Genomic DNA, 14,315 nt, shown 5'->3' with positions numbered 1-14,315 from the left:
TGGCCGGTGATCATACTGGATTGCATGGATGCATAAGACACGCCCGTGCCCCGCCGTGAGATCTACGACGCCAGGAACAAAGAGAGCCTCCCGGGCGCCCTGGTGCGCTCCGAGGGCGAGGCTGCGAGCAAGGACGAACTGGTCAACAGCGTCTACGACGCGCTCGGCACCACCTTCGACTTCTTCCTCACCGCGTACGGCAGGAACTCCCTCGACGGCGAGGGCGGCCCACTTCGGGTGACCGTCCACTACGGTGACAAGTTCGCCAACGTGTTCTGGAAGGGCGGGCGGCTGGTCCTCGGCGACGGCGACGGCGAGGTCATCCAGCTGCGTCCGCGCGACCTCCTCGACGTCGTCGCGGCCAGCGTGAGCGGGCAGATCCTGAACCCGCAGCTCATGTACTTCGGTCAGTCGGGGCGCTCTCCGAGTCCATCAGCGACGTCTTCGCCTCCCTCGTCAAGCAGTACTCGCTCGGCCAGAGCGCCGACCGGGCCGACTGGCTCCTCGGCGCCGGAATGCTCTCCCCTGGTCTCAAGGCCAAGGCGCTGCGCTCGCTGGCCGCACCCGGCACCGCCTACGACGATCCCCGGCTGGGCAAGGACCCCCAGCAGGCCCACATGGGCGGCTACATCGAGACCCAGCAGGACAACGGTGGGGTGCACATCAACTCGGGCATCCCCAACCACGCCTTCTACCTCACGGCCACCGCCATCGGCGGAAACGCCTGGGAGAAGGCCGGCCGGATCTGGTACGACGCCGCGACCGGCGGCAAGCTCGCCGCCGACGCCACGTTCGCCGACTTCGCCAAGCTGACCGCGACCATCGCCGAGGACCTCTACGGCACTGGGACCGAACTGGACGCCGTCAACAACGCCTGGAAGTCGGTCGGCGTCCTCTGACCCCTTCCTCACTAACAGGTCGTCCGGCGGGGCCCACAGCACAGGGCCCCGCTGGCCGAACGCGCAGAGCCGTTCGGTGCCCTCCGTCGCGCCGCTGAGTTTCCCTCGGCCGGGGTCCCCCCGGTGGCTTCGAGAGCGATCGAGTCAGCCCGCAGGGCGGGTGGCGGCGGGCCAGGACCACGGCCCTTGGACGCCCCGCCAGTTGAGGAAGTCCTGCAAGGCCGTCGGCTGCGGCACGGATACGGGGTCGGGTACCGGTGCGGTTGGGGGAGTGGCCGGGGACGGGCCGGTCAGGTCAGCCAGCGCAGCACGGTCCAGGGGCCGGCGGGCAACGGGGAGAAGACGATCGTGGGTACCAGGAGCAGCCCGGCACTCACCCACCAGTAACGCCGGCCCCGTAGGCCGGTCAGGCTGCGGAGCCCGAGGTTGACCAGCCACCACAGCAGGCCGAAGACCGTCCAGACGACGACGCCGGCCACCACCCACACCATCGGGCCGTCGTTCTCGGTGGGTTCGCGCTGCCCGAGCCCGAGCCAGACCAGGGGGTAGTTGAGGAAGAACACCAGCGTGAACATCAGCGGGACCATGGCGGCGAACCCCAGCGTGACGTTGACCAGCACCGGGGCCGCCCACGCCGCCCACAACGCCCGCCTCGTCCGGGCCTCAGGCGCTGCGCAGGGGTGCATGGTGCTTCTCCAATGCCCGGTAGAGCTCGGTCAGTTCGACGCCGTGTTTGCCGCGCGGCCGGGCCCGTGACCGGGCCGTCGTAGCGTCGGGAAGTCGATGGTGGGGGGTGTTGCATTCGTCCTGCGCGCTGGTCAGCCGCGGGCGAGGTCCTCGGGCGCCGACCGGGCGAGGGTGTCGGCCACCGTCGTGCAGGCGAGCCGGGCCACGGAGCGCAGTTCGGCGTCGGGGGTGCCTGCCCGGCTCAGTACGGCCAGCGACTGGGTGACGGCGACGACGAATACGGCGAGTTCGTCGAGCGTCCGGGGGTCGGCCGAGGAGTCCGCCAGTGCTGTGCGCACCCGTTGGCGCTGCGCGTCGAGCAGACGGCGCACCTGCGCGTTGTTCTCCTCCTTCAGCGTCGACGACTGTGCGGCGGACTGGGCGATGAGGCACCCGGCGGGGACCGACGGGTCAGCGATGCGGTCCAGGACGACGCCGAAGAACGCCTCGACCGCGCGCACCGGATCACCGGGGTGCGCCGCGAGCGCCTGCTCGTACTGCGTGCCGTAGATGGACGCGTAGCGGTCGAGGCACTGGCCGAAGAGGGCGTCCTTGTTGCCGAAGGCGCCGTAGAGGGAGCCGCGGCCCAGGCCGGTGGCCGAACCGAGGGCATCGAGTGAGGCGTCGGCGTACCCGCGCTGCCAGAACACCTGCATGGCCTGGTCCAGTGCCGCGCTGATATCGAACTGCTTCCGGCCGGACACGGCGTGCACCTCTCCTGCTTCTCTGCTGTCCCACGTCTCTGTGGCGAGCCTACCCGCATCTTGGACCGATCGGTCAGTTCATCTTTGACTGATCAGTCCAAGATGGCTAGCGTGCAGGCAGGCGGTTCCCGGACCCGAAGGCCTGCCGGCGGCCGGCCGCCAGTCGAACCGGGCGGTTCCCGCCGTCTCGGCGAACCCGTCAACCCTGTGCCTCCGAAGGATGATCATGAGTCTGTCGCCGACCCGCCCGCCCACGCCCGAAGGCCGCGGTTCCGTCTCCCGGGTGCCGAACCTCCCGGCCGGCTTCACCGACACCTTCACCAGCCGCTACGTCGACACCGGCGAACTGCGCCTGCACGCCGTCACCGGCGGCGAAGGGCCTGCGCTGCTGCTAGTCGCCGGCTGGCCCCAGACGTGGTACGCCTGGCGCCTCCTGATGCCGGCGCTGGCACAGGACTTCCAGGTCGTCGCGGTCGACCCGCGCGGCGTCGGACTGTCCGACAAACCCCTGGGCGGGTACGACACCGGCACGCTCGCCCGCGACCTGGTGGTGCTGATGGATGCGCTCGGGCACCGGCGGTTCGCCCTGGTCGGCCACGACGTCGGGATGTGGACCGGTTACGCCCTGGCTGCCGACCACCCCGACCGGCTCGACCGCCTGGCCGTCGCCGAGGCCGCGATCCCGGGGTTGTCCCCCGCACCGCCCCTCCTCGGCAGCCGGGAAGTCAACGACCGCCTCTGGCACTTCGCCTTCAACCGCCTCGCCGACGTCAACGAAAAGTTGGTCAGCGGGCGCGAACACCTCTACTTCGGCCACCAGTTCGCCACGAAGTCCGCGAAGGCACTGCCCGACTACGCCGTCCAGCACTACGTCGACACCCTCGCCGCCGACCCGGAAGCCCTGCGGGCCAGCTTCGAGTTCTACCGCGCACTCGACACGACCATCGCTCAGAACCAGGAGCGCAGGACTCGACGGCTGACCCTGCCCGTCCTGGCGATCGGAGGAGCGGAGAACCTCGGCGCCTCCGTCGGCGAGACGATGGAGCTCGCCGCCGACGACGTGCAGGGCCTCGTCCTCCCCGACTGCGGCCACTATCCGGCCGAGGAGGCCCCACAGGCGATGCTGGCCGCCCTGACCGCGTTCCTGGCCCCGTACCGGGACGGGGAGGGCGCAGAGGACGCCCCCACGGCACGCGTCGGCCCCACCACCCCGGCCTGTGACTGACCCCCGTGCTGGCGGGGGAGAGGCTTCTTTCTGGCCTGCGCGGAGCAGTGATGCCTTTGCCGTTTCTTGATCAGGGCTCACACCGCCGGATATAGCGAACTGCGGTGATCTGTTGAACTGTCAGGAAACGGCAGGGAGGTGTTCCATGCACCAGGGCTGCGTGTGGGCGCACGGCTGTTCGGGGCGGCCGGTGAAGGCGAATGCGTCCCGGTAGCGGTGCCGTCCCTATGCCGCTGCCCGTGCGTCATGCCCTCTCGCGATGGCGGGATTCGGGGCCGGGTCGTCGGGGATATCCGGGGGTTCTCGGAAATCAGGGGCTCAGAGAAACGGACATTGTGCTTCATGACACGCGGGTCGTGTCGGCATCAGGCCTGATCATCTGGAATGCTGTTCCAGTCCGCCGTCACCGGCTTTGATCGGCGGGCATCCGCAGTACCGGGCAAGCGGCCCGGGAAGCCCACGGAGAGAACGGAACATCATGAAGCCATCTGTACTTGTCGTGTCCACTGACCCTCAGGGATCGGCCGTCGTCTGGGCGGAGCGGGTGGGGGACAACCTGCCCTTCGATTTCATGGCGGCGCACGACCAGGCCGATCAGCTGCTCCACCTCAAGAACACCGGTGCCAAGGTCCACGTCATCGCCAACCAGAAGGGCGGCGTCGGCAAGACCACGACCACGGTGAACCTCGCGGCGTGCACCTTCGACGTCCTCGGCGAGAAGGACGAGTACGAGCACATCTTCATCGACACGCCGGGCACCCTGGCCGATGAGGAGATCCTGCGCAGTGCTCTGGAGATAGCGGATGACGTCCTGGTCCCGATGATCACCGAGCCGTTGTGCTTCGACCCGACGGCGCGGACGATCCAGAAGGTCATCGAGCCGATGGACATCCCCTTCCGGGTCGTCATCAACAACTGGGACCCCCGGGACGGCCGCGCCGACCTGGAGGACACCGAGGCGTACATCGCCGCGAAGGGGTGGCCGCGGGCCAAGACGGTCCTGCGGCGTTACAAGATCCACTCCCGGGCGGTGGCCGAGGGAACGGTCGTCACCCAGTACAAGGAGAGCGGCACCGCCTACCGGGCCCGCGAGGACTTCTTCCGGCTGTCCCTCGAGCTCGGATACGGGGGTCGCTGATGGCCGGCCGTCGTGTTTCCTTCGCCTCGATGGCGGCCGACCCGGTCGTCGACGCCCCCGGGGTGGTCAGCAACCAGGAGACTCCGGCCCGGTGGGTCCCCACGGGGCCGGACTCTCCGGCCCGGTGGGTTCCCACCGCCAACTGCCTCCCCAACCCGCGCAACCCGCGCGACGACCTGGGTGACCTGTCGGACCTGGCAAGCATCAAGGACCGCCAGCTGCAGAGCTGCCTCGCCGTCACCCCGGACGCGTACCTCCGGCTCTGGCCGGAGGACGAGGGCCTGCTCGCTGCGGGCCCGCAGGACGTGGTCATCGTCAACGGCAACCGGCGCCGGGCCGCTGCCGCGCTGTACGGGCGCGAGCAGCTGCTCGTCGTCGTCGACGACTCGGTGGCGGACTCCAAGGCGACCCTGCTGCGCGCGGCGCTCGACGAGAACATGGCGCGCAAGGACTTCGACCCGATCGAGGAGGCCAACGCGGTCCTGCTCATCGTGGCGCAGTACGCCACCGCCAAGGAGGCCGCCGAGGCGGAGGGCTGGTCCCAGAGCTGGATCTCGCACCGCAAGAACCTGCTGAAGCTCCACCCCGAGCTGCAGCGGCAGGTGCGGGCCAAGGCGCGGGGCGAGGAGGGCGTCTCCATCAACGTCGCCCGCCGTCTGGGATCGGTCAAGGGCATCGAGGCGATGTCCCTGGCCGAGCAGACGGAGCAGCTGGAGCAGCTGCTCCAGGCCGACGCCGACGCCGTCGCGGCGAAGCGGGCGGCGAAGCTGGGAGCCCGGGCGGCGGCGGCTCAGGCCGACGCCGTCGCGGCGACTCCTCAGCCCGCGCCGCAGCGACCCGTCGCATCCGCGAGTGGGCCTGCGGAGAGCGCGACCGCGACCGCGGCTGTGACTGCGGCTGCGTCCACGGCCACGGTCACGCCGTCGCCGGCGGATCCGTCGCCGGCGGAACCGTCGGCCTCGGCTACCCGGTCGAAGCCCGCCAGTTCCGGCGCGGGTGAGAGCTCTGCTTCGGCTCCGGGCACCGAGTCTGCTTCGAGCACGGAGTCCGCTCCGAGCGCCGAGCGATTTTCCGCGGAAAATTCCGAGCCTCTCCCGATGCCGGAACAGCGAGCCGAGGCCTCCCCGGCCGAGCAGTCGTCGGCCACGTCGTCCGCGGAACTCGGTGATGTCGACTGGCACGACGTCGAGGAACTCGCCGACGCCATCTGCCGCACCCTCTCGGCCGACGAGGCCTACCGCCTCGCCGACGCCCTGGCCAACCGTCTGCTGACGACCAACAGCTGACGCGTCCTCCGGTGCCCGCCCCGTCGTTCGCACGGGGCGGGCACCGGATCGGCTTCCCCCGCCGGTGCCTGCGGGAGGGAGGCGTGGGCTTCTTCGGCCGTCCGAACGGTGCCGCTCACAGTCCGGCTTCGTACGTCCCGGGCGGCACGGGCGTCCTGTCGTACGGGAGATAACACCTCATGCGGTACGACAGCAGGTGCTGTACGAGGTCGCTCGCCAGGAACGGCTCTTCCCACTCCCACTGGGCACCGCCGCGGCAGGCGGTGCAGGAGGCGTCCCGGTGGCTGCGGCACACCGCGCGGCGGGCAACGTGCTGGGTGCGCATCTGGAGTCGCCCGGACAGCCAGATCTCCGTATGGGCTCTCGCCTTCTGCGGCTTGCAGCGCAGCAGAACGCAGACCTCTTCGACGCTGAGCACCCGCAGAGCAACGCCCAGGCGGGCGTGCTGGCTGACCTGTGAGGTCGCCAGGCGGGCAGGAGTTGCTCGGTCAGGCTCGGTTCAAGCCTCTTGATGAGCTGGTAGCTCGCTCTCTTGCTGTCTTCCCCTGCGGGGAGATCGTGGATCAGCCAGATGAGCGGGCTGTGCACCACACTGGTCGCCTTCCGGTTCGCCCGCAGGAGGCGCGCGGCGTCCTTGAAGTCCTGGCAGGACTTCTCATCCTCAAGGCGCTCCAGGAGGTTGCGACGTGCCTCGGCGTACTTTCCGAACGGCCGGTGTCCGTAGTCGACGACCTTGATCTTCGTCTCGGGAGCCGTCACCTGATTTCTCCCAGGAGGCTCCGGCCTTCAGGCCGGGGAGGAATGGGTCCTCGGCCCGGAGCCGTGAAGCGGCGGAGTTCTCTGCGCATCTGTTCTGACCTGTGCTTTCTGCTGTTGTCGGTGGGGGCTGTTAGGTTGCGGCTCATGATGACGACAGCGACGGCCGGTGAGGCCGGGTACGCCCGGTACGCCTACCGGCTCCGTGTGTCGGCCACCGCCCTCGCACTGCTCGAAGCGGAGTGGGGGAAGTGCCGCTGGGTGTGGAACGAATCCGTGGCGATGTCCCGCAAGGTCCACAAGCACAACAAGGCGACCGCCGCGGAGAAGACCACGTGCGGCCCCGCACAGCTCGACAAGATGCTGACCGGGGCGCGGCAGTCGATGAGCTGGCTGCGCGAGGGCGCGTCCGTTCCGCAGCAGCAGACCATCCGCGACTTCGCCAGGTCCCGTGCCAAGGCGCTCAAGGACGTCAAGGCGAAGCTGCCGGTCAAGCAGCGCGCCGGGATGCCCCGGCACAAGAGACTCAAGGACTCCCGGCCGTCGCTGAACTACACGCAGCGCGGGTTCCGGCTCAAGGAGGGCCGGCTGCACCTCGCGGGCGGCATCGTGCTGACGGTGGTGTGGTCGCGTGACCTGCCGTGTGTCCCGTCGAGTGTGCGCGTGTACCAGGACGCGGTCGGGCACTGGTACGCCTCGTTCGTCGTGGCCGCCGAGGTCCGGCCGCTGCCGCAGACCGGTGCGGTCATCGGGATCGACTGGGGCGTGAGGGAGACCGCCACCACCACGTCCGACGCGCATGACCTCCCGCACGCGGAGCACGGCAGGACGGCCGCCCAGCGTCTGGCGAAGTACCAGCGGCAGATGGCGCGCCGCCGGGCCCCGAAGGGGAAGGCGCAGACGAAGGGCTACCGCGAGGCCCGGCGGCAGGCCGCGAAGGTCTCCAGGAAGGTGGCCCGGCAGCGGCAGGACACCGGCCGCAAGTGGGCCAAGCAGGTCGTCCGCGACCACGACGCGATAGCCGTCGAGGACTTCCGGCCGAAGTTCCTCGCCAGGACCACCATGGCCGGGAAGGCCGCCGACGCCGCGATCGGGGCGACCAAGCGCGCCCTGATCGAGATGGGCCGCAAGCACGGCAGGTCCGTGCACCTGGTCGACCCCGCGCACACCACCATGGACTGCGCGCACTGCGGTGCGAGAGCCAAGCACCGTCTTCCGCTTTCCGAGAGAACGTATACGTGCACCGCGTGCGGAGTCTCCTCTCCCAGGGACAAGAACTCCGCCCGGGTGATGCTCGTCCGGGCTGGTCTCGACCCGGCTAGTGCTGATCTTGTAAGCCCTGCCCGTCGCTGACGGCCAGGCGAAGTGAGCTAGGAATCCCCGTCCTTTAGGGCAGGGAGGATGTCAACAGCTTGGCTGCTATCCAGGCCCACTCCGTCAGCATGGGACCGACCATAGCCCACCCCGGTGCTCCCGGAGGAGGCCTCGTTGCGGACTCGGGTGGTGACGGAGAGCGGTTCCGGCCGCCCGAAAGTTCGCGTGGGGAAGGTGATTTGACGCTGCGTCGACTGAGGTGCCCTGCCGCGGTGTGTCGGGTCAGGTCTGTTCGTTCCCGGTCCATGCGCGGAGCTTTTCCGGGTTGCGGACGGCCCAGACGCGGGTGACGTGATCGCCGCTGGTCTCGAACGCGGCGACGGTCACGGTGACGCCGGAGTGCTGGGCGACCAGGCCGGGGCGGCCGTTGACCGTCCGTTCCAGGAGCGTCAGGCCGGGGGCTTTGCCGGCGATGTGGATCAGGTACTGGGCGATGCTCCTGCCGCCTTCGAGCGGGCGCAGGACAGCGCCGACCAGGCCGCCGCCGTCGGCGGTCATCGTGGCGTCGGGGTCGAGGAGGGCGATGAGGGCCTCGATGTCCTTGGACTCCCAGGCGTCCTTGAAGTGCCGTACCAGAACGGCCTGGGCGGCCGGTGAAGCCTGCACGGCCGCCGGAGCCGGTAGAGCCGGTGGAGCTGCCGGAGGCCGTGCGGCGCGGATGCGGCGACGGCCCGAGGATGCCAGCTGCCGGCACGCCGCGGGCGTCCGGTCGACGATCTCGGCGACCTCGGCGAAGGGGTAGCGGAAGACGTCGTGCAGGACGAACGCGACGCGTTCGGCCGGCGTCATCGACTCCAGTACGACGAGGAAGGCCATGCTCACCGACTCGTCCAAGGTGATCCGATCGGCGGGGTCGGCCGGCTCGGACCTGCCGGTGCCCGCCAGCCCGCCGATCCACTCCGAAGGGTCGGGCAGCGGTTCGGGTATCCAGGCACCGACGTAGCGCTCGCGCCGGACCCGCGCCGAGCCGAGCACGTCCAGGCAGACGCGACTGGCCACCGTCGTCAGCCATGCGCCGGGTGACGCGACGGCCACCTGCTGCTCCCGCGACATCGCGTACCAGCGGGTGTAGGTCTCCTGTACGGCGTCCTCGGCCTCGGACAGCGAACCGAGGAGCCGGTAGGCGAGATTGATGAGCTGGCGCCGCTCGCCGACGATCGTGCTCAGGTCCGGCTCGGACCGGTCGTGCGCTGACTCGGATGGGGTGCTCATGGTCGCTCCCTGGTTCTTCGTCGTCCGCTTCTGCTCTCGCCCCTTCGACGAAACCCGGCGCCGGACTGTGAGGTCGGCACCGCACCTCACATTTCACGGGCCTGCGTCGTCGGACTGCCGAGACCCTACCGATCCGCCGCCGCGAGGCAGAAGAGACGGGACCACATCATGGCCGTACAGACGACGACAGCACCGGGCGGAATCACGTTCCTGCGCGTCGCGATCGCCGTGCAGACCTTGGCGATCCTCTTCCAGGCGGTCACCGCCGGACTGCTGTTGTCCTCGGCCCACGGCGAGGTGCTGCACAGCGTCGGAGCGCGCGTGATGTACGGCGCGTCGATGTTGTACATGCTCGCCGCGATCCTGGCATGGCGGCCGGGCGGCGGGTCTCCCCGCCCCATCCTGTACGCGGCGTGCTTCCTCGCACTCGCCTCGGTGCAGGTGGTCCTCGGCGTCGCGCACAAGCCGGCGTTCCACGTCCCCCTGGGCGTCCTGATGTTCAGCCTGAGCGTGCTGGCGCTGCGACAGGCGTTGCCCGGCGCCTCTGGTGCCGACCCGCTGCGACGCACCCCGTGACGCCCGCCGAGTTTCGAGGGCCCTATCCGGCCGTTCTCGCCCACGAGCCATACCTCGCAGCGTCGCGCCCGCCATGCCGTGCCGGTCGACGGGCAGATCCCCGAGCCGTACCGTCAGCGATCCGCTGCCGCCACGACTGGATGATCGGCCGTAGCTGAATGGCTACTACCTGAGGTGAATGATTGCTCGGGAGCAATGGTTCATCCTGAAATCGGCAGATTCGGTGGCGGCTCGTCACGCACGGTTTCTTGGGGGATTCTTGACCGGGAAGTCGAAGCGTGCGCCCGTCGAGTTGGACAATCCGGAAAAGTCATCAAATTTTCACATTTTGCACAATCGATGCTTGTGCATTGCGGAGGTGAGGATGACGATGGACCGAGGGGGACTTCGAAAGAAGGTTGATCATGTCATTCCTCGGACAGTTCCAGTCCTTCGGGCGGTTCCGTGACGACTGGGGCGGCGGTGGTCGCGGTGGCGACTACGGCGGCGACTTCGGTGGCGACGGTGGCGGCTACGGCGGCTACGGCGGCTACGACGACTTCGGCGGCGACTTCGGTGGCGACCGTGGCGGCTACGGCGGCTACGGAGGCGACCGCGGCGGCTACGGAGGCTACGGAGGCCGGTGGTAAGGATCGCTTCCCTGTGAGAGCGGGCCGGGCACGTGTGCCCGGCTTTGCCGTGTCGGCCGGGAGCGACCCCATGCGGCCCCGCGCCGGCAGTGCGTGTGGAGATCTTCCATTCCCGGAGCAGGGTCTCTTTGATCGGGAGTTCCTCTCAATCCGGGAGTGATCTGGGCTCGGGGACGAGCGAGAAGACCGTGAGATGACGAGGAAACACAGGCTTCGGTCGGCTCTGCGACGCTTGCTCACGGTCGCCGAGACCTCCGATGTGGTCGCCGCGGCACCGCCGGTCCCGCTCCAGGCGATCTTCCGGCGGTTCTGGCCTTACACCAAGGGCGGCCGCCGATGGCTGGTGGTGCTGCTGGCCCTGGTCGCGGTGGGCCCGGCGATCGAGGCGATGGAGATCTGGCTGTTCAAGATTGTCATCGACGACATGCTCATTCCGCACCGGCTGGACCTGTTCCTGCCGATCGCCCTCGCCTATGTGGGGCTGACCCTGCTCTCCGGAGTCCTGGGCTTCGCCCGCCGGGTGATCTCCACCTGGGTCAGCGAACGCTTCCTGCTCATCCTGCGGTCGGACGTGTTCCGGCACATCCAGGGCCTGTCACTGGGCTTTTTCGAGCGCCGGCGGCTCGGCGACGTGCTGTCCCGGGTGACCGGCGACGTGGACGCGGTCGAGACCTTCCTGCTCTCCGGCATCGTCAACGCGCTCGGCCAGGTGGCGAGGCTCGGCATCTACGTCGGCCTGCTGCTGGTGCTGCGCTGGGAGCTGACCCTGGTCGCGTTGGTCGCCGCGCCGCTGTTCTTCCTCACCGCCCGCCGCTTCGCCAAGCTGATCCGGGCGGCCTCGCGCGAACGCCGCCAGCGCAGCGGCTCGATCAGCGCGGTCGCCGAGGAGACGCTCGGCAACATCGCGCTCGTCCAGGCGTACAACCGCCAGGGCTGGGAGCACGCCCGATTCCAGCGCGAGAGCGTCGGCCGGTACCACGCGGCGATGGCCTCGACCAGGATCGGAGCGCTCTACGGGCCGGCGGTCGACTTCGTCGAACTGCTCGGCGGCCTGGTGGTCATGGGCCTCGGGGCCTGGGAACTCGTGCACGGCCGGCTCACCTTCGGTGGCCTCATCGTCTTCCTCACCCTGCTGAGCAGGCTCTACGGCCCGATCCAGAGCATGTCCGGACTCGGCAACACCTTCTACGCGGCCTCCGCCGCCGCCGAGCGGATCATCGAACTGCTCGACCAGCGTCCACAGGTGACCGATCCCGTCACCCCCCGGTCGCTCGGTCGCGCCCGGGGAGGCATCGAGTTCGACGACGTCACCTTCCGTTACCCGGAGGTGGAGGCGCCCGCGCTGTCGGGGGTGTCCTTCGAGGTGGCACCGGGGGCGACGCTGGCCCTGGTCGGCGCCAGCGGCGCGGGCAAGTCCACCGTCGCCAAGTTGCTGCTGCGCTTCTACGACCCGGACGACGGCGCGGTACGGCTCGACGGCCTCGACCTGCGAGACCTCGCCCTCACCGACCTGCGCGAGAACGTCGCGGTGGTGCTCCAGGAGACCCTGGTCTTCCACGGCACCGTCCGGGAGAACATCGCCTACGGGCGCCCCGAGGCGAGTGAGGCCGAGATCTTGGCGGCGGCCCGGGCGGCGGACGCCCACGAGTTCATCACCCGGCTCCCGGACGGCTACGACACCCTGGTCGGCCAGCGCGGCCGGCTGCTCTCCGGCGGCCAGCGCCAGCGCCTCGCGATCGCCCGCGCGATGGTCCGGGACGCCCCCGTCCTCATCCTCGACGAGCCCACCACGGCCCTGGACGCGGAGTCGAGCCAACGGATCATGGGCCCGCTGCGCCTGCTCATGGCCGATCGCACGACGATCATCATTTCGCACAACCTGCTGACCGTTCGCGACGCCGACCAGATCGTCCTGCTCGACCAGGGCCGGATCGTCGCCCACGGCACCCACACCGAGCTCCTCCTCCGCAGCTCCGTCTACGCGGGCCTGCACCGGTTGCACCACCCGCCGGGCGAGTCCGTGGAGGCCGTCCCCTGAGTCGTCGCCCGGGCGTACCGATCTCGGCCACGGCCCTGCAGGGCTGTTGGTAGATTCCTGGGGTGAGTGAGCAACTGCCCGGCGGTGGGATCGAGCTGTCGGCCGACGAGGTCGCGGCCCTCGACGACAGGTGGTCGTCGTGCTGGACGCCGGAGGAGGTCGCGCGGCGGTTGGCGGGGGTCGGCACGCCGTGGTGTGTGGCTGCGGGGTGGGCGTTGGACCTCTTCCGGGGCGGGCAGGCGCGTGCGCACGGGGACATCGAGATCGCGATTCCGGCCGCGAGCTTTCCCGAGGTCCGCAGCCGCTTCCCCGGGTACGTCTTCGACGCGGTGGGCAGCGGCCGGATCTGGGAGGACGCCGCACCGGGGGTGCTGGCCGCCACCCATCAGACCTGGCTGCGCGATCCGGCCACCGGTGACTACCTGCTCGATGTGTTCCGCGAACCGCACGACGGCGACGTCTGGATCTGCCGGCGCGATGAGAGGATCCGCTTTCCCTACAGCGAGATCATCCGCCACACGGCAGATGGCATCCCGTACCTGGCGCCCGAGCTGGTCCTGCTGTTCAAGGCCAAGCACCTCCGTCGGAAGGACCAGGCGGACTTCGACACGACCGTCCCGCTGATGACCCCGGCGCAGCGCGAGACCCTGGCCGAGCTGCTCGCCTGCGTCCACCCCGGGCATCCCTGGCTCGCGGACCTGTAGCCCCCGCGCCGGCGGCTCGCAACGGCGGGACGTGGCCCCTGCGGCGGGGCCGGCGCCGCGCGGTGGTCGGCGCGGGGGCTTTCCGGGTCTGCGGGGAACGTCAGCGGACGACGTCGAAGACCTGCTTCTGCAGACCGTTGGGGTAGACCTCGTGCTCGACGAGCGTCAGCTTCTGGGTGTCCTTGTCGGTGGTGCTGAACAGGCGCTTGCCCGCGCCGAGCAGGAGCGGGAAGACGAGCAGGTGGTAGCGGTCGACCAGACCGGCGTCGGAGAGGGCCTGGTTCAGGGTCGCACTGCCGTGCACGATGATCGGGCCGCCCTCGGTCCGCTTCAGTGCGGCAACCTCGTCGAGTGAGCGCAGGATCGTGGTCTCGCCCCAGTTCGACACCAGGTCGTCCTCGGTGAGGGTGGTGGAGACGACGTACTTCGGCATCACCTTGTAGTCGGCGAAGTCCGCCATGTCGGGCCACACCGAGCTGAAGGCCTCGTAGCTGACCCGGCCCAGCAGCATCGCGGTGGCCTCCTGCTGCTCCCGCCCCTTGATCTCGAAGGCCTCGGGAAGGAAGTCGATGTCCTTGAAGGTCCAGCCGGAGTTCCGGTAGCCGGGCTCCCCGCCCGGGCCTTCCACAACGCCGTCGAGCGAGATGAAGGCGGTGCTGATCAGGGTGCGCATCTCTGGTTCCTCGGTGTCTCGGATCTGGATTCTTCCGGGTCTGCCGACCTGGTCGGCATCGGACGCCCTGCTGCCGGCCGCCGATGTGATCAAGGTAGCCGGGCCGGTCGAACCAGGCCACCAGCCGGGGCCGCGGTGCGTTGCCGTCAGCCCCTGGGGAATTCGCCGCCGTCCACGACGAGATTGCTCCCCGTCAGCCAGCCAGCCAATCAGCCGGCCAACTCGCCCGGCCGGACAGGAGGAACAGCGCCGCGTCGGCGATGTCGTCGGGTTGGCCGTCGCGCCCCAGCGGGGGAGTGGTGGTGTCCTGGCCCGGCCCCGCGTCCAGGCGCGCCCACTGCTCGCGCGTCGCTAGGCGCTATAGGGGCGGCCTAT

General features: G+C 69.6%; 14 protein-coding genes and 1 pseudogene. 9 read left to right on the top strand and 6 right to left on the bottom strand.

The features are described 5' to 3' along the window. The first annotated feature begins 275 nt into the window (after positions 1–275). Positions 276–899 (top strand): peptidase M4 family protein, encoded by a 624-nt coding sequence (locus A6F73_RS43745; RefSeq protein ID WP_079136556.1) that lies wholly within the window; start codon positions 276–278, stop codon positions 897–899. Positions 900–1,189: 290 nt separating this feature from the next. On the opposite strand, the gene A6F73_RS36090 is transcribed toward A6F73_RS43745, so the two are convergent. Further along, positions 1,190–1,585 (bottom strand): hypothetical protein, encoded by a 396-nt coding sequence (locus A6F73_RS36090; RefSeq protein ID WP_063352537.1) that lies wholly within the window; start codon positions 1,583–1,585, stop codon positions 1,190–1,192. A 132-nt stretch (positions 1,586–1,717) separates the two neighbouring features. Continuing rightward, positions 1,718–2,329, bottom strand: coding sequence for a TetR/AcrR family transcriptional regulator (locus tag A6F73_RS36085; RefSeq protein ID WP_063352809.1), 612 nt, complete (start codon positions 2,327–2,329; stop codon positions 1,718–1,720). 226 nt (positions 2,330–2,555) lie between these two features. On the opposite strand from A6F73_RS36085, the gene A6F73_RS36080 reads away from it, so the two are divergent. From A6F73_RS36080 to A6F73_RS36070, 3 genes are all read left to right on the top strand, one after another. Further along, complete coding sequence (locus A6F73_RS36080; RefSeq protein WP_063352536.1) at positions 2,556–3,554, top strand: alpha/beta hydrolase; 999 nt, start codon at positions 2,556–2,558, stop codon at positions 3,552–3,554. A 499-nt stretch (positions 3,555–4,053) separates the two neighbouring features. Continuing rightward, entirely contained in the window at positions 4,054–4,692 is a 639-nt protein-coding gene (locus A6F73_RS43740; RefSeq protein WP_279634975.1) for a ParA family protein, read from the top strand. Further along, a complete protein-coding gene (locus A6F73_RS36070) occupies positions 4,692–5,978 on the top strand; it encodes a ParB N-terminal domain-containing protein (RefSeq protein ID WP_159398720.1) in 1,287 nt (428 codons plus the stop codon). The genes A6F73_RS43740 and A6F73_RS36070 overlap by 1 nt, the downstream gene beginning before the upstream one ends. A gap of 115 nt (positions 5,979–6,093) precedes the next feature. Here the strand turns inward: A6F73_RS36070 and A6F73_RS36065 are convergent, their stop codons facing one another. After that, on the bottom strand, positions 6,094–6,396 hold the full coding sequence (locus A6F73_RS36065) for a hypothetical protein (protein ID WP_063352534.1): 303 nt from the start codon (positions 6,394–6,396) through the stop codon (positions 6,094–6,096). Positions 6,397–6,881: 485 nt separating this feature from the next. On the opposite strand from A6F73_RS36065, the gene A6F73_RS36060 reads away from it, so the two are divergent. Continuing rightward, positions 6,882–8,087: an RNA-guided endonuclease TnpB family protein gene (locus A6F73_RS36060; protein ID WP_063352807.1), complete on the top strand. Its 1,206-nt coding sequence runs from the start codon at positions 6,882–6,884 to the stop codon at positions 8,085–8,087. 243 nt (positions 8,088–8,330) lie between these two features. Here the strand turns inward: A6F73_RS36060 and sigJ are convergent, their stop codons facing one another. After that, the gene (gene sigJ, locus A6F73_RS36055; protein ID WP_063352533.1) at positions 8,331–9,320 is read right to left on the bottom strand and encodes an RNA polymerase sigma factor SigJ; all 990 of its coding nucleotides are present in this window, start codon (positions 9,318–9,320) and stop codon (positions 8,331–8,333) included. Between the two features lie 168 nt (positions 9,321–9,488). Between sigJ and A6F73_RS36050 the strand changes: the two genes are divergently transcribed. From A6F73_RS36050 to A6F73_RS36035, 4 genes are all read left to right on the top strand, one after another. Further along, the gene (locus A6F73_RS36050) at positions 9,489–9,896 is read left to right on the top strand and encodes a hypothetical protein (RefSeq protein ID WP_063352532.1); all 408 of its coding nucleotides are present in this window, start codon (positions 9,489–9,491) and stop codon (positions 9,894–9,896) included. 404 nt (positions 9,897–10,300) lie between these two features. Then, positions 10,301–10,525, top strand: coding sequence for a hypothetical protein (locus tag A6F73_RS36045; protein WP_063352531.1), 225 nt, complete (start codon positions 10,301–10,303; stop codon positions 10,523–10,525). 232 nt (positions 10,526–10,757) lie between these two features. Further along, positions 10,758–12,563: an ABC transporter ATP-binding protein gene (locus tag A6F73_RS36040; protein ID WP_244293827.1), complete on the top strand. Its 1,806-nt coding sequence runs from the start codon at positions 10,758–10,760 to the stop codon at positions 12,561–12,563. Positions 12,564–12,625: 62 nt separating this feature from the next. Then, positions 12,626–13,267 (top strand): hypothetical protein, encoded by a 642-nt coding sequence (locus A6F73_RS36035; RefSeq protein ID WP_063352529.1) that lies wholly within the window; start codon positions 12,626–12,628, stop codon positions 13,265–13,267. A 100-nt stretch (positions 13,268–13,367) separates the two neighbouring features. On the opposite strand, the gene A6F73_RS36030 is transcribed toward A6F73_RS36035, so the two are convergent. Both A6F73_RS36030 and A6F73_RS43735 read right to left on the bottom strand, forming a co-directional pair. Continuing rightward, positions 13,368–13,940: a dihydrofolate reductase family protein gene (locus A6F73_RS36030; RefSeq protein WP_063352528.1), complete on the bottom strand. Its 573-nt coding sequence runs from the start codon at positions 13,938–13,940 to the stop codon at positions 13,368–13,370. A gap of 146 nt (positions 13,941–14,086) precedes the next feature. Further along, positions 14,087–14,292, bottom strand: a pseudogene (locus tag A6F73_RS43735) (SDR family oxidoreductase); the annotation flags it as partial. Positions 14,293–14,315: the final 23 nt, after the last annotated feature.

Source organism: Streptomyces sp. MJM8645 (assembly GCF_001625365.1).
Classification (GTDB): Bacteria; Actinomycetota; Actinomycetes; order Streptomycetales; family Streptomycetaceae; genus Kitasatospora.
Note: the sequence above shows the minus strand (reverse complement) of the source record. Positions and strands in the feature narration are given on the sequence as shown.